Genomic DNA, 18,984 nt, shown 5'->3' with positions numbered 1-18,984 from the left:
TTCTGCTGTCGAGCACACACCCCGTTCACTCCGCACATCAAATCCTGTCCGCATCCGCCGAGGTGGTTCTCGCGGCTTAGGCTGCGGGTTCTTTCGGACTGTCTGTTCCCGGCGCTCGTGTGACCCACGAGCAGAAAGCGGGACGACAATATGTCGAAGGAAATTTATATCTCCAGCACGCCGCAAGAGACGCGGCTGGCGATTGTTGAGAACAACGAACTCAACGAAATCTATTACGAGCGCGAGAACGAGTACACGCTCGCTGGCTCCATCTACAACGGCAAAGTCACGCGCGTGCTTCCGGGCATGCAGTCGAGCTTTGTCGACATCGGCCTTGAGCGCGATGCCTTCCTCTACATCACAGACTTCATGGAAGAAGCCGGCGACTCTGCCGACTTCGAAGGCGGCGATCGCTCGTCGAACAACGGCGGCAATGGCGGTGGACGTCGTGACCGCAACGACCGTGGCCGTCGCGGTGGACGCGATCGTGATCGCGGACCCAAACCGGCCAGCACCGAAAACACGGACGAGGCCGAGTATCAGCCCATCGAACTCGGCGAGGAATCCGCTCCCGAGCGTTCGAGCGAGGGTGAAGATGTAGGCGAAGGCGCACCCGGCGCAGACGGCAGCCGCCGTTGGCGCGGTCGTCGTGGTCGCCGTCGTGGTGGTCGCAACGGCGAGCGTCCGGCGGAGCAGCAGGAGTCCACGTCGACAGAGCCGCAGGTAGTGGTCGAAGGCGGTTGGGACGAGGACGAAACCTCTGCGACCGCTGAGCCGGAAGCCTTCGCCAGCGAAGAGCCGGAGACCGAGGAAGAGCGTGAGATCCGCAAGGAGCGCGAGAGCCGCCGTCGTGGCCGCACCAACCGCGACCGCGGCGAGCGTCCGTCGAAGCCGCGCCGAGAGTACGGTGCAGAAGATCAGGGCTTCGATCTGAGCGCATCGGCCGAGCCGTTCATCCTGCCGGGTGAGTCGCTCTCCAAGTATCGCCCCAAAGCAGAGGGCGAAGTGGAAGCGGAGGCCGCGAAGGCTGAAGCGCCCAAGCCTGCACCGGAGTTTGTGGTTTCAGGATGGGATGGCGGCGCTGTACTGCCGGGCGAAACGCTGCGTACGCGCACCGGCGCTCCGAGTGCTGCTCCCAGCAAGTCCGACGACGCCACTGAAGAAGACATTCGCCGCTACGCGCGCGCTGAGCGTGGTGATGAGGCAGGCAACGACCGCCGTCGCGATCGCGATGCACGCCGTGGCCGCCGCGACCGCAACATCGATCCCGCCGAGGCTGTTCAGCCGGCGGTGACCTCGCAGCATGAGATCGAGCCGACCGTGCTCCCGCTCTCCGACGACGCGCCCGCGTATGAAGTCGCCGAGACCGAAGAGCGCATGGAGCACGAGCAGGACAACGCGCACGCGGAGTTCATCGCGCAGCGCCTCGAAGCCGCCGAGCAGCTGGATGAAGTTGATCCCGCTTACGAGACGACGACCGAAGCCGCACCCGCAGCCGAAGAGCCTGCCGAAGTCGCAGAGGCTGTCGAAGAGTTCCACGAGACCGTCAGCGAGTACGAGCCGGAAGAGAATGCTTCGGCATCGTTCCGCATCGACACCGGCGACACGCGCGAGTTCCGCCAGAACGCGCCCGATGTGGATGACGCTGCTGGCGACAAGTTCCTCGCCGAAGAGGCTGAGGGCGACCGCATCGCTGCGGAACACGAATTCACCTCGGTGCAGGCGACCGGCGAAATGATCTCCGAGCAGATCGTCGAAGAAGAGTTGCTCGACGACGCTGCGCCGATCGAGCACGAGCGCGCGGTGCAGGGCACGCACCTCGACGAAAGCGAAGGCACGCCGATGGCGGCGCCGCAGGCGTTTGCCCCGGGCGAAGGCCAGCTTGAGGAAGAGCTTCTCGACGACGAAGACGACTCCGTTGCCCTTCACGCCAGTGCCTTCGATGACGACACCGAAGAAGAAGTCATTCACGACGTTCCGGAGTTCGGCGCGATCCTCGACGACATGTCGCTCGACGCGATCGCTCTCGAGAGCACCGACGATGAAGAGATTGACTTCGAAGACGATGATCTCGAAGAAGACGAACTCGTTTCCGATGGCGAATACGCCAACGATGAAGGCGAAACCGAAGAGGTAGCCTTCGCCGATGGTGAAGGGCTCGACGAAGAGCCGCGCGAAGGCGAAGCGTCCTCTGCTGAAGGCAGCGAGCGTCGCGAGCGCGGTCGTCGTGGTGGCCGTGGCCGCCGCGGTGGACGCAATCGTGATCGCGAGCGCACGCCGGTTGCAGCCGAAGCTGCTGAGCCGCAGGCTACAGAAGAAGAGCAGCCGCGTCGCGAGCGCAAGAGCGAAGAGCGTGACGGGGAAGACCGCGAGCGCAGCGGTGGTCGTCGCGATCGTCGCGGCATGGCAAACTCGCGTGGCGGACGCATGTCGCGTTCCTCCGCACAGCTCACCGACATGCCGGCGATCAGCGATCTGCTGAAGCCCGGCCAGGAAGTCCTCGTACAGATTGCGAAGGAGCCCATCGCGAAGAAGGGCGCGCGCATCACCTCGCACATCGCGCTGCCGGGCCGCTTCCTCGTCTTTATGCCGACCGTCTCCCACGTCGGCGTCTCGCGCAAGATCGAGTCGGACGGTGAACGCCGCCGCCTCAAGGAAATTCTCATCAGCGAGCGCGGCGAAGCCTCCGGTGGATTCATCGTCCGCACGGCTGCTGCTGGCGCGAGCGAAGAAGAGCTCCGCAGCGATCTCCGCTTCCTGCTGAACCTCTGGGCCGACATCAAGTCGCGCTCGGAGTCGTCGAAGTCGCCTGCGCTGATCTACCACGATCTCAACCTCGTGGAGCGCGTGCTGCGTGACCAGGTCACCGACAACTTCTCGGCGATCTGGGTCGACACGGAAGCCGAGTACGAGCGCGTCCTGCGCTTCCTGCAGCGCTTCCAGCCGAGCCTCATCCGCCGCGTCAAGCTGTACTCCAAGGAGACGCCGCTGTTTGAACAGTTCGGCATCACCGAAGAGATCAACAAGGCGCTGCGTTCGAAGGTGTGGCTGAAGTCCGGTGGCTCCATCGTGATCAACCAGACCGAAGCGCTCGTCGCGATCGACATCAACACCGGCAAGTACGTCGGCAAGACTGCTCGCCTTGAAGACACCATCGTGAAGACGAACCTCGACGCGATCCCCGAGATCGTTCGCCAGATTCGCCTCCGCGATCTCGGCGGCATCATCGTCATCGACTTCATCGACATGGACGAGCGCAAGAACCGCCACAAGGTGCTCGCCGCTCTCGAAGAGGAGTTGAAGAAGGACCGCGCACCGTCGAAGGTGCTGCAGTTCAACGACTTCGGCCTCGTCGCGATCACGCGTAAGCGCGTCAAGCAGTCGCTCGAGCGCACGCTCTCCACTACCTGCAACATCTGCGCTGGTACGGGCATGGTGAAGTCGCCGGTGACGGTCTGCAACGAGATCTACATCGAGCTGCGCAAGATGCACAAGCATCTCGACAAGGGCGACGTGATGCTCCGCGTGAACCCCGAAGTCACCAAGCAGCTCAAGCTGAACAGCGGCAAGTGGTTGCAGGAGATGGAAGAGATCAGCGGCAAGACGATCATCGTCAAGAGCGATCCCAGCCTGCACCCCGAGCAGTTCGACATCCACTAAACTGCAACGTCATCAGCAACAGAGAAGCGGCGGCCCATGGGTCGCCGCTTTTTTCTATCAAAAATGCTGATATCGAATTTATACGAATCGATTTGTAGCGCCGCCTGATTCGCGCGAAGATGGTACATGGCTACCTCCACTGCATTTATTCCCGCTTCAAGCGTGGTCGATGCTGCGTCTCGCGCGGCGTTGGCGCTGCCTCGCAACTGCACTTTTGCTGAATCCGACTGGCGCGCGCTGGCGACGCATTGGTATCCGGTAGCCTTCGCCTCCGAGGTAATGGACAAGCCCTTCGCTGCTTGTCTGCTCGACGAACGCGTCGTGGTGTATCGCATCTCCGACGGCAGCGTGCGTGCGGCGAAAGACATCTGCTTTCATCGCGGCGCGCCCATGAGTATGGGCTCGGTGGAAGGCGACGAGATCATCTGCGCGTATCACGGTCTTCGATACAACGATGCGGGGCAGTGCGTGTGCATCCCCGCGCATCCTGGCGGAGCGATCTCACCGCGTCTGCGTCTGCACATGCTGGGCGCACAGGAAGCCTATGGTCTCATCTGGGTGCAGCTCGTCGAAGATGCGACGGCGAAGCTGCCCGTGCTCGATGAGTGGAACGATCCCGATTACATCCAGGTGCTGCCGGACGCCGTCGACATCGCCGCCGCATCCGGCCGACAGATCGAAGGCTTCCTCGACGTCGCCCACTTCTCGTTCATCCACAAGGAGTCCTTTGGCGAAGAGGACAACGCCTTCGTGCCCGAGTACAACGTGACGACGAAGCCCGACGGCTTTATCGCCGACTACATCAGCACGGTCAGTAACTACGCTCATGGATACAAGCACCTCGGTCCGCCGGGCTTCCTCTGGCATCGCCGCTTTGAAACGTACTTGCCCTTCGCGGCGAAGCTCACGGTCTTCTTCCCCAACGGACAGTTGCACATCCTGAATCTCGCTTCGCCGGTATCAGCGCGCAAGACGCGTCTCTTCGTGCCGATCTGCCGCAACTTTGACAAGGACTCACCGTTGCAGGCAACGCTCGACTTCAATCATCAGGTCTTCGCGGAAGACCAGGAGATCGTCGAGCAGCAGTATCCCGAGGACCTGCCGCTCGACCTGCATGCCGAGGCACACTTCCCGGCGGACCGCAGTTCGCTCGCCTACCGCAAGGGGCTTGCGGCGATGGGGCTAGGACGCAGCTTTACGGCATAGAGAAACGCGGCTCGCAAGGGCCGCGTTTTTTGCGTCTGCTCCGAAAGATCGGCGACAATCAAAGTAACGACATTCAGGCGAGTCTCGTCTGCGTTGAAGATGCGCGCATGTTGCGCCGCAGCACGCAGAGGCGTTCGCCCGCAAAAAGATGGCGGCCTAAGAAGCCGCAGCGGGGGACGGCGATTGCAGCCGTTCCTGATCTGATCACACGCGGTAGCCGCATGCACGCTGATGGAACCCACAGGGCCAGCGCGCCAACGCCTACCCACAGACGAAGAGAGGAACACAAACCAAGTGTCTGAAAACAACTCGGTGAGTTGGGGTGTGGTGCAGCGCGAAGTGTTGGCCGGCCTCACCTCCGCGCTATCGCTGGTGCCGGAGGTCGTGGGCTTTGCACTGGTCGCGCATGTGAACCCGCTAACAGGTCTCTACGCCGCATTCATCATCTGCCTCGCCGCGGCCATCCTCGGTGGACGCCCCGGTATGATCTCCGGCGCAGCAGGCTCGATGGCGGTCGTAAGCGCAGGACTCGTCATGCAGCACGGCGTCGAGTATCTCTTCGCCACGATCGTCCTCACAGGCATCCTCCAGATGGCCTTCGCATGGTTTCGCCTTGGCAAACTCATTCGCATGGTTCCGCACTCGGTGATGCTCGGCTTCGTCAACGGTCTCGCCATCATCATCGGCTCGGCGCAGTTGCAGCATCTGCATGAAGGCGGCCATTGGCTACCGACCGCGCCGCTGCTGACGATGCTTGGCTTGATCGCCGTCACCGCGCTCGTGACGGTGTTGCTGCCGAAGCTGACGAAGGCGATCCCCTCAGCGCTTGCGGGCATTCTCGCTGCAACGGCTGTGGCCTTCGCGCTACACGTTCACACACGCACGGTCGGCGACCTCGCCTCCATCCACGGCTCCTTGCCGAGCTTTCACATCCCGGCGGTGCCGTATACCTTCGCGACGTTGAAGATCTGTCTGCCGTATGCGCTCGTGCTCGCAACGATCGGCCTCGTAGAAACACTGCTCACGTTGAACCTCATCGACGAGATCACCGAGACCGGAGGCCGACCAAATCGTGAGTCGATGTCGCAGGGATTCGGCAACGCCGTCGGTGCGCTCTTCGGTGGCATGGGCGGTTGCGCCATGATCGGGCAGAGCATCATCAACCTCAACGCGGGTGGACGTAAGCGCTGGTCGGGCATCGCGGCGGGCCTCTTCCTGCTGTCGTTCATCCTGTGGGGCTCGCATTGGATCGAGCGCATTCCACTCGCGGCGCTCGTCGGCGTGATGTTTGTGGTGAGCTTCGAGACGTTCAACTGGAAGAGCCTCACCACTCTGCGCAAGGTGCCGGGGCATGACACGCTTGTGATGATCGTCGTCACGCTCGTCACGGTGCTCACGAACCTCGCTGTTGCAGTGGTGGCCGGCATCGTCATCTCGGCACTGGTCTTCGCGTGGGACCACGCGAAGGACCTCGAGATCACGACAGAAGAGAACGAAGATCGCAAGGTTTATTATCTCGACGGCACCTTGTTCTTCGCGTCGGCCACGCAGTTCACGCGCATGTTTGCGCCGAAGACTGATCCGCAGCGCGTGGTGCTCGTCTTCGAAAATGCGCGCGTGATGGATGCGTCTGCTTTGGAAGCGATCGACGGTGTCGCCAGGAAGTATCGTGCCGAAGGGAAGAGCTTCGAGCTCGTCGGCCTGAGCGAGCACTGCGATCGTATCGTGCGTCGCAAAGGCCTGCAGGTAGGATCGCAATATGTCTAACGCGCAACACGAGCACGCACCGCTTTGGAGGACGCTGCTGGCGTTTGCGGCAATCTACTTCATCTGGGGTTCGACGTTCTACGCAATCCGCGTGGGCGTGCTCGCTGTACCGCCGATCCTCTTCGCGGCGATGCGCTTCTTCGCCGCAGGTGTCCTGCTCTTCGCGTGGCAGATGCTGCGCGGTGCCAAGTGGCCGACCGCGAAGGAATGGCAGGGCATCACGATCGTGGCGCTCATCATCTTCGTCGGCAACTACGGCTTGCTCTTCTGGGCAGAGGCGCGCGTACCTTCAGGGCTGGCGAGCGTCGTCATCTCCACCATCGCGCTCTTCATCGCGATGGGCGAAGTCTTCATCCTGCAGACACGACGTTTGACCGCGAAACTCCTGACCGCGCTGCTGCTAGGACTCACCGGTGTCGCCGTACTCTCGCTGCGCTTGGGAGCACCGGGTGAAGCGCCGATCACCTTCATCGGCGCCTGCGCTCTGCTCGGCTCTGCGCTATGTTTCGCTTTGGGCAGCATCGTCTCGCGCAAGGTCACGCTACCCGCATCGAAAGGCGTGAGCAGCGGCGCGCAGATGCTTGTGGGGGGGAGTGTTCAATTGTTGATCGCCGCCGCGCTGGGAAACCTGCGCGGTTTCTCACTCTTCGCACTGCCCGCAAATGTGCTGTGGTGGTGGGCGTATCTTGTCTTCGCGGGATCCATCGCGGGCTTCACCGCGTACGTGTGGCTCCTCGCGCGTGAAAGCCCGACGAAGGTCGGGACCTATGCCTACGTGAACCCCATGGTTGCCGTCATACTCGGTCACTTCGTCGGCGGCGAGCCATGGAGCATCCGCACGCTGATCGGCGGCGTCTTCGTGCTTGGCAGCGTGATTCTCGTCACCACTGCGAAGGCCTCGAAGCCGCCCGCGATCGCCGCAGAAGCGGAAGCCTAGCTACTCACCCTTGTACGCGACATAGAGCTCCGGATAGTCCGCCTTGAGTGTCGCAATCTTCGGGCGATCGCAGACGAGGATATAAGGATTGTTCGGGTTCTTCAGCGCGTAGTCCTGGTGATAATCTTCACCCGCATAGAAACCCTTGAGCGGAGTGACTTCGGTGACGATCTTGCTCGGCCATGACTTCGCCGCTGCCAGCTGTTCGATGTACGCCTTCGCCAACTTGAACTGCTCGGGCGAGGTGTAGAAGACCGCCGAGCGATAGCTGGTGCCCACATCGTTGCCCTGACGGTTCAGCGTCGTCGGATCATGCACGGTGAAGAAGACGCGCAGCAGTTGGCCGAAGGTGAGCTTTGACGGATCGTAGACTATCTCGACCGACTCCGCGTGGTTCGTCGTCTCGGTGGTCACCTGCGAGTAGGTCGCGGTCGAAGCCGATCCACCTGCGTATCCGGCCGTCACTTTGATCACGCCCTTCACATGCTCGAAGACGGCCTGCGTTCCCCAGAAGCATCCGCCTGCAAAGACAGCAGTAGCGCGACCCGGCTTGGCTGCGAGCGAGTCATCGAGCTTCGCAGCAGGAAGCGGCGCGTGCGTGATTTGTGCGTTGCAGGCGACGGTCGAGAAAGCAAGAGCGGCAGAGAACACGGCGGCGAGAAATGGGCGCATAAAAACCTCTATGGATAAGACGCACCGCAGCTTGCTCAGGATGGGGGTTTGCGACGAAAAGATGTTTGTGCGCGCACCGCATAGGCAGCCAAGGCTTGATATGTTGGTGGCACACTCCATTTTTTGAAGGTCTCCGATGTTGCGTTTCTATCCGGTTGCAGCGGTTGCGCTGCTGTCTTCCTCTTGCCTTGTTCTGCAGGCGCAAAGCACTCCGTCCGCCAAGCTGGGCGGCCCCGTTTTCAGTGCGACCGTGGCGGAGTTGCGCGCGGCTTCTGCTGCCGCTGCCGTAACGCCAGACTGGGACGCACAGATCCTGTTGGAAGAATCGAGATATCGCTTCGCCGCAGATGGCACACGTGTGACTGAGCACCGCAGGGTCTTCCGCATCGACGCCCAGGAGGCGGTGAAGGGCTGGTCTGAGATTTCGCAGGAGTGGGACCCGTGGTTCGAGAAGCCTTCGCAGTTGCGCGCTCGCGTGCTCACCCCGGACGGCAGGTTTATCGAGCTCGATCAAAAGACGATCACCGACGCGCCGGTCAAAGCTGACGACAGCGAAACCTTCTCCTCCGAGCATGTTCGTCGCGCACCGCTGCCTGCGATCAGCGTGGGCACGATCGTTGAAGAGGTCGAGACCTCAGAAGAGAAGGTCCCGTACTTCGCTCCCGGCGGGAATTATCAGTTTTCCGTCCGCTTGGGAATTCCCGTGGCCACTTCGCGTTTGATCGTGGAAGCGCCCGTCGGCAAGCACATCCAGGTGAAGCTGCCTGCGGATGTGAAAGTGAGTGCGGCGAGCGAAGACGTTGCCGGCATTCATCGCATGACGTATGAGGCGACCGCGCTGGCGGCGACCTTCAACAGTGACATCAACCTCAACTCGAATGAGTCGGTGCGTCCGCACATCTTCTTCTCGACTGGAGCCTCGTGGGAAGCGATGGCCGTGGGATACGCTGCGCTGTCCGAGCCGCAGATCGTGCTTGAGGACGTGAAGTCGGCTCTGCCGGCATCGCTGCCCACCGAGCGCACGGCGAAGATCGCCGCCGTGCTGGCTGCATTGCATAAGTCAGTGCGCTACACCGGCGTGGAGTTTGGTAGCGCGAAGCTGACGCCACAGCGCCCTGCGGAGACCTTGAAGCGTCACTACGGTGACTGCAAAGATAAGTCCACCATGCTCGTTGCGATGCTGCGCGCTGTAGGCGTGCCTGCTCACCTGGCGTTGCTGAGTGTAGAAGGTGGCGAGGATGTGCAGGAGGACCAGCCCGGGCTGACCCAGTTCGATCACGCGATCGTGTACGTGCCTGCGGCGGGCAAGGAGCCCGCGTTCTGGATCGATGCCACCGCCGAGTACAACGCGTTAGGGAACCTGCCGTGGTCCGATCACGGTCGCAAAGCGTTGATCATTGCGCCGGATACGAAGGCTTTGACGCTGATTCCTGTGGCTGTCCCCGCGGACTCCGTGCTGGTGGAGTCGCGCGATTTCGAGCTGCCGCAGTACGGTCCATCGCACGTGATGGAGGTCTCGCAGACCACCGGCTTCATTGATGCACAGTACCGCTCCGACTATGCCGGTGAGGACGTGGGCGAGTTGCATACGCAATTGGAGCGTTACGCCAACAATACGTATCTCGCGAAGAAGCTTAAGCGCGTTTCGCACGGCGATGCTATGAATATGCAGCAGCCATTCGCCCTGACGCTCGACATGGAGAAGGCGTCTCGCGGACTCAGCGGGCTGACCGACTCCGGTGCGGTGGCCTATGCGAACTACGCTACACAACGTCTACCGCGCTGGTTCCGCACTAAGCCCGAAAAGCTGAGCCCCGACGCGAGTGCGGAAGCAAAGAAGGACTACACGCTGGCGACCGCGAGCCGCTTGAAGACTTACTCCTTCATGCCGTTCCGCGATGAGCGCCGCGTTCACGTAGTTGCGCCTGAAGGATTTGTCGCACGTACCTTGCTGCCGAACAAGACCACGCAGCTCGGCAAAGCCACGCTGACAGAAGAGTACAAGAGCCCGCAGCCGAATGTGATCGACGCGGTACTTCGCTTCGACAGCGGCCCCGGAACACTGACGACCGAGGAAGCTCTGGCCATGCGTTCTGCTGTGCTTGAGCTGGAGAAGCGTGACTACATCGCGCTCTTTTTCGATGCTCCGGGCGAGCGTGCAAAGGCCGCAGGCGATGTGAAAGCCGAGCTCGCAGCGCAGCGCAAGATGCTCACAGAACATCCCGCGGAAGCTCTGGCTCACGCGCGTTTGGCGAACACGCTCATGGAGTTGGGCCTGGTCGAAGAGAGCCAGGCACAGGCACGCAAGGCTGTCGAGCTTGCGCCGAATGAAGCGATCTGCCAAGTGGTGTTGGCCTATGCGCTTGAGCGCGACAGCATGGGCGTGCGCTTCGGCGGCAGCTTTGATCGGCCCGCAGCGCTGCAGGCCATGAAGAAAGCTGTTGAACTCGATCCTGAGAATGATGATTTCCGGTTCGATCTCGCTGTGCTGTACGAGTTCAACGCTCGTGGTATCCGCTATGCGAAGGATGCAGACCTCGCGAGCGCAGTGACAACCTATCGCGCCACCATCGATAAAGACAAAGAGAAAGCTGCCGCCTCGACGATCGACAACATGCTGTACGCGTTGTACTTCGCGGGCCGCTTCCAGGAGTTGAACGCAGAGTTGGCGAAGCTGCCATCGAATGCCACGCGCCGTTCGCTGGCCATCGCATCTGCGGTTTCAGAGAAGGGTGTGCGTGCGGGGCTTGAGTCTACTGCTCGTGCGAACGATGGCACGCGCGAGCGACTACAGAGTTTGCGCTCGGCGAGCTCACTGCTCACGCAGACGACCCACTACGCGGAGGCCGCCGAGGTCCTCAACGCAGGGATTGAAGGCGATGCAAACGCAGCGACGCTGGGGCGGCAGGTCGAGCTCTATCGTCACGTCAAGCACGTCGATGCGGAGCCGTTGAAGCCGTCCGAGCCGGCTTATCCCGTGGCGCGGTTGATGACGCTGATGTTCCGCGGCAACGCGAATCGCTCCGACGTGGAGCAGTTGACCAGTCGTGACGGATACGTTTCGGATCGTGAGTTTTCGCTCGACGTCGACAAGTCCATGTACAGCGCGGACATGATCCGCATCTTTGCGCGCCAGTCTTCGATGGCCCCCGGCGTGATGGCCGATCTGATCGAAAACAATGTGACCTTCAAATCTACGGGCGATGACGCGACGGGCTGGAAGGTGATCGTGCAGATCAGCGGCTCTGAGCCTTCGCACATGTTCGTCGCGCACGAAGGCTACGCATATCGTGTGGTGTGCGAGGACAAGGACAAAGTCTTCTGCGGTAACGCGGTGATGAAAAGGATCGAGCACGGCGATACGAAGGGCGCCATCGCGATGCTTGACTGGCTGCGTGATCTGACGCATCGCGGTGGTGGCGACGATGTGCTGAGCGGCTCGCTGCTGCCTCGTTTCTGGACCGTTGGAAGCACGAAGGAAGGCGCGAACTCGACCGCATCGATGCGACTGGCTGCGATCTCGCTGATCGCAAGCTCGGTCGACGCCAAGCCCTATCTTGCAGAAGTCTCCGCTGCACGCGAGAAGGCGACTGGAGCGCGTCAGGAGGACCTCGACCTGCTTCTGGCGGAGGCGGCTTCTGGAGCGGAAGATGCTGCGGTGTTGCGTCCGGCTGCGGAGCGTCTGCTGGCGGCGGAGCCGGACTCCGACACCGCACTGCGTCTGTACTGCCGGTCGTACCTGCTCCAGAACGAAGGCGCTGAGTTGGAGAAATTGCTGCGCGCGAGGCTGGAGAAGAAGCCCGACAATATTGTCTTGCTGCGCGAGCTTTCCTTTGCGCTCGAACATCAAAAGCGTTGGGCAGATGCGTGCAAGGTGATGCAGCAGATCACAGCCAGCGACAAGGCAGAGGCCCGCGACTGGAACGGCCTGGCATGGCTTGGAGTCGTCTCGGGGAACGTCACTGCTGCGGACTTGAAGGCTGCGCAGCAGGCCGTGCAACTGACCAAGGCTCCCGCTTTCCCGGAGCTTCATACGTTGGCATGTGTCTATGCCATGCAGGGACGCGTGGCTGAAGCTCGTGATAACGTCGCGAAGGCAATGGCCGCCGTGAATCAGACGACCCCAAACTCCGAAGTCTGGCTGGCGTTGGGGCTCATCTACGAGCAGTACGGCGAGCGAGAGGCGGCGCTGGGAGCGTATCACCACGTGGTGCCGAACCAGTTCTCGCTCTCCACCTACATGAGCCCGACCGCAGGTTATCGACTTGCGCAGGCGCGCATCGCCGCGTTGGAGAACGCGAAGTCCTAAGCCAAGCGACACAAAAACACGAGGGGCGCACGATCTGCATCGTGCGCCCCTCGTGTTTGTCTTCGCCGGTTAGCGGCCGAGTTCTTCGAGGTACTTTTCGACTTCGAGCGCAGCCATGCAACCGGTGCCTGCAGCGGTGATCGCCTGGCGATAACGACGGTCCTGCACGTCGCCGCAAGCGTACACGCCATGAAGCTGTACGCCCTGGCGCGTGGTGAAGACGTTGTGCTCGGTCTTCACATAGCCGTCGGCGTCGAGGTCGATCTGGCCGGAAAACATCGTTGCATTCGGCTCGTGACCGATGCCGAGGAACATGAACTGCACGGGCAGCGTCCAGCGCTCGTCCGTCTTGGTGTTGTGCAGCTTCAGGCCCTTCAGGTCCTTCTCTTCCACACCGAGGCACTCTTCCACGACGGTGTTGTGAAGGAACTCGATCTGCGGATGAGCGATAGCGCGCTCAAGCATGATGCGCGAAGCCTTGAAGTTCTCCGAGCGGTTGATCAGCGTGACCTTGCTGGCGAAACGCGTGAGGAAGAGAGCCTCTTCCATCGCCGAGTCACCGCCGCCGATCACAGCGATCTCCTTGCCCGAAGCGAAGAAGCCGTCGCAGGTCGCGCAGGAGGAGACGCCGAAGCCGACAAGCGCCTTCTCGCTCGGCAGACCGAGCCAGCGCGCCGACGCACCGGACGCGATGATCAGCGTGCGCGTCTTGATGATGTCCTTGCCGACCTGCAACTCGAACGGCGAGGTGAGCAGGTTGGCGCTCGTGAGGTGCGCCATCTTCAGCTCGGCGCCAAAGCGCGTCGCCTGCTTCTTCATGTTTTCAATCAGTTCCGGGCCTTGCACGCCCTCGGGCCAGCCGGGGAAGTTTTCCACGAGCGTGGTGATCGAGAGCTGCCCGCCAGGCTCATGGCCTTCGAGAACGAGCGGCTTGAGGTTAGCGCGGGCGGCGTAGATGGCTGCCGTGAGGCCGGAGCAGCCAGAACCAAGGATGACGGTGTCGCGAACGATTTCTGACATAACTCTTTGATTGTAGCTGCCCGCAAAAGGGTTCAGAGCGGCGGAATGCGGGAGCGGAGGCGTAGCATCGACGTATGGCTGACTTGGTTTTGATTTACGGCATGAAGCTGCTGCCCGCAGATGAAGTTGAGGCAGTGGAAGCGGCGCAGGTGGCGCTGAAGAACGGCAACAGCGAGCGCGTCACAATGCACGTGCTTTCCGGCACGCGCGAGCAGATCGAAGCGCAACTGCGCCACAGCACCGAAGCGTTCTTCGAGTTCTACCCGCAGATTTCGTAGTAACCCGCGCGGCCACTCCTGTGCCGCACTGCGACACTCCACCAGCCTTCTCGTTCTTCCGACGAAGAAGGTGGTGGAGGTGTCCTGATGCTTCACCGAAGAATGCCGCGCGTGCTCCTCGCACTGTGCTGCCTGCTCACGCTGCCCCTGCGAGCGCAGCTTGCAAGCCAGAGCGCCGATACAGGCGCGGACACCAGCGTGGGCGGTGCGTTGCGCAGCCTCGCGAACCGCGCGCAACTCGTCTTCGTCGGTCAGGTTATCTCCATCACGCGCAAAAGTGGCGTGGTGGAGGTCGCGTTCCGCGTGGACACCACCGTTACCGGTGTGTCCTCTGGCGATGGCTACATACTGCGCGAGTGGGCCGGGCTTTGGCCGCCCGGGATGCAGCGCTATCACGTTGGCGATCGCGCAATGGTCTTCGCCGCTGCGCCCAGCGAGGCGGGGCTCTCCACGCCGGTGGATGGAGCCGAAGGCGTTGTGCCGGTGCTCCTGCAGGCTGATAGCTCTGCTCCGCTGCTCGACGTCCGCAGGCTCGCCACGCGCGTGCAGCGAGCGGAAGGCACTGCTCTCGCCACGCTGGGCGAGTACGCATCCCTCGACGAAGTTACCGCGGTCGTACGCGGTTCCCGCGACCCTCACTGGCAGGAGCCGCACAAGCTTCCAGTCCCGATTGTGCGGCGTCCGGTACTCTTCGATCTGCCCGAAGGCGCGCCGTTGATCCCAATCAGTCCGCGTGCGTTGCGAGGAGTCGCAGATGCGCAATAAATACCTCGCGGCGCTGCTGCTCATGCTCGTCTCCCTGCAGGCCCGCGCCGGCAACCCGCGCTTCGTGACGGGGACGAACTACGCGACGCCGGGAGTGCCGATGGCCTTCGGCGTCACGAACATCGCGTACTTCACAGACCCCGGCAACCTCAACAGCGTGATCACTCATGCGCAGGCGGACGCGGTCATCGCTGCGGCCGCAGCCACATGGAACGTTCCTGTCGCGAGTCTCACTCTCGCGCAGGGCGGCGTGCTGAACGAAGATGTCAGCAGTGCGAACACTTACTTCGACGGCACGAGCGTGGTGTTTCCTGCGGACCTGCAGCCGACGAACTTTGCGGCTAAGCCCATCGCCGTGGTCTACGACGCGGACGGCTCGCTGATCAACCTGCTGCTGGGCGCAGGCGCCAGCGTGGCATCCAGCTGTCGGCAGAACGGCGTTGTCGAAAGCGTCGATGGCTTCAGCGCAGCGGGCAACATCACGCACGCGATGATGCTCATCAACGGCAACTGCTTCAACGCTTCCACAGACTCGCTGAAGCAGATGCAGTACATGGCGATGCGCGCCTTTGGTCGTGTGCTGGGGCTTGGCTGGTCGCAGGCGAACGACAATGTCTTCACCGGTTCACCTGCGCCAACCGCAACGCAGATGGCGCACTGGCCGGTCATGCACCCCATCGATGTTCTCTGCGGCACCTATACCTATCTGTGCATGCAGAACCCGTTCACGCTGCGCGCAGACGATCTCAGCACCTTGAGCATGTTGTATCCCGTGGCGTCGACGAATGCGTTGCTCGGCAAGTTGGCGAGCATGAACGATGCCGTGCAGATTACCGGCTCGCTCTATGGCCACGACTCCGGCGGCACCGGAGCCGAGGCCGTGAACCTCGCGATGCAACCGATCGTCGGAGCCGCGATCGCAGACTACGTGAGCGTCTCCAGCATCACGGGCTTTCGCTTCCAGCAGAACCAGGGCAATCCCGTAACCGGCGCGCCCAGCCCCGCGCTGCTGGCCGGCGCGAGCGATGCTGGCATGCAAGGGTTCTTCACGCTGTACCGCATTCCGGGGCTTGCGTCGATGTCCGGCAACAACCTCCGCACGGAGGCGGTCAATCCTCTCTACACCGGCAGCTACGCTCTCGGCGATATGCAGCGTCCTCCTGCGACGCCGGGCAACGCGTTGATCAACAACTGGTCGATCACTTCTGCGCCGTACCAGCAATATGGTCTGCAGCTCTTCGACAGCTTGCCCACCTGCTACTCCTCGACGAATGGCGCGGAGAACGCACCACCGCTGCTCGACGCCACAGGTTGGTGGAGCGATGTGTTGTGCGGAGCGAATTATCCGGCATGGAAGCTCACGCCGACGATTCGTGGCGGCCACAGCTGGACCTACGAATCGCTCGCGCTAGACCAGACGGGCGCTGTCTCTGCGGCGAAGGCGCAGATCGTGCTGGGCGCATGGCGTAGCAGCGATGCAACCGGCACGCTACCCACCGTCGCCACCGCGCCTGTCCCGCAAAACGGCGCGATCGCCGGGCTGACGCAGATGAAGGTATCAGCCACAGCAAGCGACGGCGTCTATCGATTGACGCTTGCGGATTACTACGGCGACGGTCGACCGGATTATCTGTACAAAGCGCGCTTGATGTACGCCGACGCCGTGACACCCGCGTCCGTAAGCGCAAGCGGCGGGCAGATCACGATCACCGGCACGGGCTTCTCCAGTGGCAACCGTGTCACGGTGAACGGCGTGGTGGCAAAGGTGACAAGCTGGAGCGCGAACACGATCGTCGCGACCGCTCCGAGCCTCAGCGCGGCGAAGGCGACCGCTGCGATTCCGGTGGAGGTTGCGGTCGCGGACCTCACCACCGGAGCGACGACGGCGATCGCAGGCGCGCTGGTGTATGCGGGCGTGGGGAGCTTCGGTCTATTGAAGATCTCCGCACCCGCATCGCTGGAGACGGGCATCACCGCGTCCACGCCATTCGCGCTGCGCGTGGTCGCCGCAGATGGCGTCACAGCGATCGCAGGCGCGAACGTCAGGCTCGCTGTGACCGCCGGCGGAGCCTCCTTGGTGGCCTGCGGTGCGGCAAGCGCCTGCAGCTTGACCTCAGACAGCACCGGCGTGGTGCAGAGCGCCGTGGCAGGCACTGCTGCGGGAGCGGTGACGCTCACGGCGACGGAGCTCTCCGGCGGCGCGAGCGTGCAGGTCACGCTCACAGACCTCGACCCGGTGCGCGCTGTTGTGCTGACTCCGCAGAGCGCGTGGATCGCTGCGGGCGCGAGCGTTACGCTGCCGATCGCGCTGAATGCGGTGCAGGATAGCGTCGCCGCAACGGGAGTCTCTGTTCAATGGAGCGCGACCGCCGGCCTGCTGCTGAGCGCGTCGGCCTCGATAACCAGCAACAGCGGCGCTGCGAACCTCAGCGTGGGCACGAATGGACTCGCCGCAGGTACGGCCCAGGTCGTCGGCTGCGCGTGGACGAGTACCTGCGCGGTCTGGACGCTCACCGCCGTAGACGCAAGCCAATGGACACCGGTGATCGTCAGCGGAGCAGGGCAGAACATGGCGACGAGCGCGGCTTTCGCGCCCGTGACACTCAGTGTGGTCGATCGTTCAGGACACCCCTTAGCAGGCGCACCGATCGCGATCGCACAGACGGTCACGGCCTGGGCAGGGCCTTGCCCATCGCAGGGACGCTGCGCGGCCGCGCCGATACTTGCCAGCACGCAGACGAGTGCCGTAACGGACAGCAACGGCCAGTCGGTTCTCATCCCTCTTGCGATCGCGAACACGGCCGCCACGACGAACATCGCCGTCAGCAGTGGAACGAACGGCTTCGTCTCGCTCTCATTGGTGAAGTCACCTTAGGCAAAGAGAAGCGGCGCAGAGAAAGCTCTCTGCGCCGCTGGTTGTGTTGCGGTCCGCGTTACTCCTGCGACAGCGCCACCAGGCCATCGTGTGCCGGCGGACGGCGAAGGTTCGCCAGGCCATAGAACCCGATGTAGATGTAGCAGAGGATCGGCAGGATGAGTGCGTGCTGCGGTCCATGTAGGTCGGCCAGCTTGCCGACAGCGAGCGGGATGATGGCACCGCCGACGATCGCGGCGATCATCAGGCTCGAACCCTTGCTCGTCAGCGAACCAAGGTCCTGAATGCCCATCGTGAAGATCGACGGGAACATGACCGAGTTGCAGAAGCCGACAGCCAGCAGGGCCCACATCGCGAGCGAATGCGGAACCAGCGTCTCCGCGAGACCGCCGACATAGCCGAAGATCTTCGTTGTGCCGTAGACGCCCGTGAACGAGTGCGAGTTCATGCTGGTGATGACGAGTCCAAGAGCGACGATCGCCACAATGCCGAGCAGCAGGCCGGTCTTGATCTTCTGCAGCAGCGCCGAGCCTACGAAACGACCGAGCATCGCGCCGCCCCAATACACCATCAGGTACTGCGCCGCCTGGTTCTCAGGAAGGTTCGCAATACTCTTCTCGCCCATGTAGTTCACGAGCAGGGAGCCGATCGAAACCTCTGCACCCACGTAGGTGAAGATGCCAAGCGCGCCGCCGATCAACCACGGCTTCGACCAGATGCTTTGCGACGTGTCGAGAGCTTCCGCAAACGCACCCGGACGGAAGTCCTGGGTATGCTGCGAAACGCCTGTAGTGGTCTTCAGCTTGATCGCCGCAAGGGCCGCAGCCAGCAGCACAAGCACCGCCGCCATGCCGATATAAGGCATACGCACAGACGAAGCCTGCACTTCGCGATAGCTCTGCAGCGCAGCCGCGCTCAGCGAGTGAAGCTTGTTCGGCTCCATCTGGCCGATGCCGCGCAGAATGAAGCGTGCGCCGATGATCGGAGCGATGAAGGTGCCGACCGAGTTGAACGCCTGCGCGAGCACGAGGCGGCTCGATGCGGTGTTCGCCGGGCCGATGACAGTGACGTAGGGATTCACTGAAACCTGCACGATCGTCATACCGGCGGCGAGAATGATGAGTGCGCCGAGGAAGATGATGTACACCGCGAAGTACGAAGCAGGCACGAAGCCCGCTGCACCTGCAGCCATCACGAGCAGGCCCGCGACCATCGTCTTCTTGTACCCATACTTGTCCACCAGCATGCCACCGGGGTAGCTGAAGACGAAGTACGAGGTAAAGAACGCGAACTGTACGAGCATCGCTTCCGTATAGCTGAGTTCGAAGATCGACTTCAGATGCGGGATGATGACGTCATTCAGACAGGTGAGAAAGCCCACCATAAACATGAGCGTGGTCGCCATGCTCATGGCACGAAAATCTGTCCGTGAGTTGTAATCTTCGCCGTAGCCGGGCGCGCTGGGATTGCGGAGAGGAACTGCCAAGGGGAGAGA

Annotated in this window: 11 protein-coding genes; 8 read left to right on the top strand and 3 right to left on the bottom strand. The window is 62.3% G+C overall.

Annotated features, from left to right (window positions below; all coding sequences use genetic code 11):
• Positions 1-150 precede the first annotated feature (150 nt).
• The 4 genes from OHL11_RS11535 to OHL11_RS11520 all read left to right on the top strand — a co-directional run bounded on the left by OHL11_RS11535 (position 151) and on the right by OHL11_RS11520 (position 7,570).
• Complete coding sequence (locus tag OHL11_RS11535) at positions 151-3,660, top strand: Rne/Rng family ribonuclease (protein WP_263371654.1); 3,510 nt, start codon at positions 151-153, stop codon at positions 3,658-3,660.
• A gap of 126 nt (positions 3,661-3,786) precedes the next feature.
• Positions 3,787-4,866 carry an aromatic ring-hydroxylating oxygenase subunit alpha gene (locus tag OHL11_RS11530; RefSeq protein WP_263371653.1) on the top strand — a complete coding sequence of 360 codons (1,080 nt, stop codon included), beginning with the start codon at positions 3,787-3,789 and terminating at the stop codon, positions 4,864-4,866.
• A 294-nt stretch (positions 4,867-5,160) separates the two neighbouring features.
• Positions 5,161-6,633, top strand: a complete 1,473-nt coding sequence (locus OHL11_RS11525) for a SulP family inorganic anion transporter (RefSeq protein ID WP_263371652.1) — start codon at positions 5,161-5,163, stop codon at positions 6,631-6,633.
• Positions 6,626-7,570 carry an EamA family transporter gene (locus OHL11_RS11520; RefSeq protein WP_263371651.1) on the top strand — a complete coding sequence of 315 codons (945 nt, stop codon included), beginning with the start codon at positions 6,626-6,628 and terminating at the stop codon, positions 7,568-7,570. The genes OHL11_RS11525 and OHL11_RS11520 overlap by 8 nt, the downstream gene beginning before the upstream one ends.
• Here the strand turns inward: OHL11_RS11520 and msrA are convergent, their stop codons facing one another.
• Entirely contained in the window at positions 7,571-8,242 is a 672-nt protein-coding gene (msrA, locus tag OHL11_RS11515; protein WP_263371650.1) for a peptide-methionine (S)-S-oxide reductase MsrA, read from the bottom strand.
• A gap of 136 nt (positions 8,243-8,378) precedes the next feature.
• Between msrA and OHL11_RS11510 the strand changes: the two genes are divergently transcribed.
• Positions 8,379-12,551 carry a DUF3857 domain-containing protein gene (locus tag OHL11_RS11510; RefSeq protein WP_263371649.1) on the top strand — a complete coding sequence of 1,391 codons (4,173 nt, stop codon included), beginning with the start codon at positions 8,379-8,381 and terminating at the stop codon, positions 12,549-12,551.
• A gap of 69 nt (positions 12,552-12,620) precedes the next feature.
• Here the strand turns inward: OHL11_RS11510 and trxB are convergent, their stop codons facing one another.
• Positions 12,621-13,571, bottom strand: a complete 951-nt coding sequence (trxB, locus tag OHL11_RS11505; RefSeq protein ID WP_263371648.1) for a thioredoxin-disulfide reductase — start codon at positions 13,569-13,571, stop codon at positions 12,621-12,623.
• Between the two features lie 74 nt (positions 13,572-13,645).
• On the opposite strand from trxB, the gene OHL11_RS11500 reads away from it, so the two are divergent.
• From OHL11_RS11500 to OHL11_RS11490, 3 genes are all read left to right on the top strand, one after another.
• A complete protein-coding gene (locus OHL11_RS11500; RefSeq protein WP_263371647.1) occupies positions 13,646-13,849 on the top strand; it encodes an allantoinase in 204 nt (67 codons plus the stop codon).
• Positions 13,850-13,960: 111 nt separating this feature from the next.
• Complete coding sequence (locus OHL11_RS11495) at positions 13,961-14,614, top strand: hypothetical protein (RefSeq protein ID WP_263371646.1); 654 nt, start codon at positions 13,961-13,963, stop codon at positions 14,612-14,614.
• Entirely contained in the window at positions 14,604-17,489 is a 2,886-nt protein-coding gene (locus OHL11_RS11490; RefSeq protein WP_263371645.1) for an IPT/TIG domain-containing protein, read from the top strand. The genes OHL11_RS11495 and OHL11_RS11490 overlap by 11 nt, the downstream gene beginning before the upstream one ends.
• A gap of 58 nt (positions 17,490-17,547) precedes the next feature.
• On the opposite strand, the gene OHL11_RS11485 is transcribed toward OHL11_RS11490, so the two are convergent.
• Positions 17,548-18,975, bottom strand: a complete 1,428-nt coding sequence (locus OHL11_RS11485; RefSeq protein ID WP_263371644.1) for a sugar MFS transporter — start codon at positions 18,973-18,975, stop codon at positions 17,548-17,550.
• Positions 18,976-18,984 lie beyond the last annotated feature (9 nt).

The sequence above is a fragment of the Granulicella cerasi genome, assembly GCF_025685575.1.
Taxonomy (GTDB): Bacteria; Acidobacteriota; Terriglobia; order Terriglobales; family Acidobacteriaceae; genus Granulicella; species Granulicella cerasi.
Note: the sequence above shows the minus strand (reverse complement) of the source record. Positions and strands in the feature narration are given on the sequence as shown.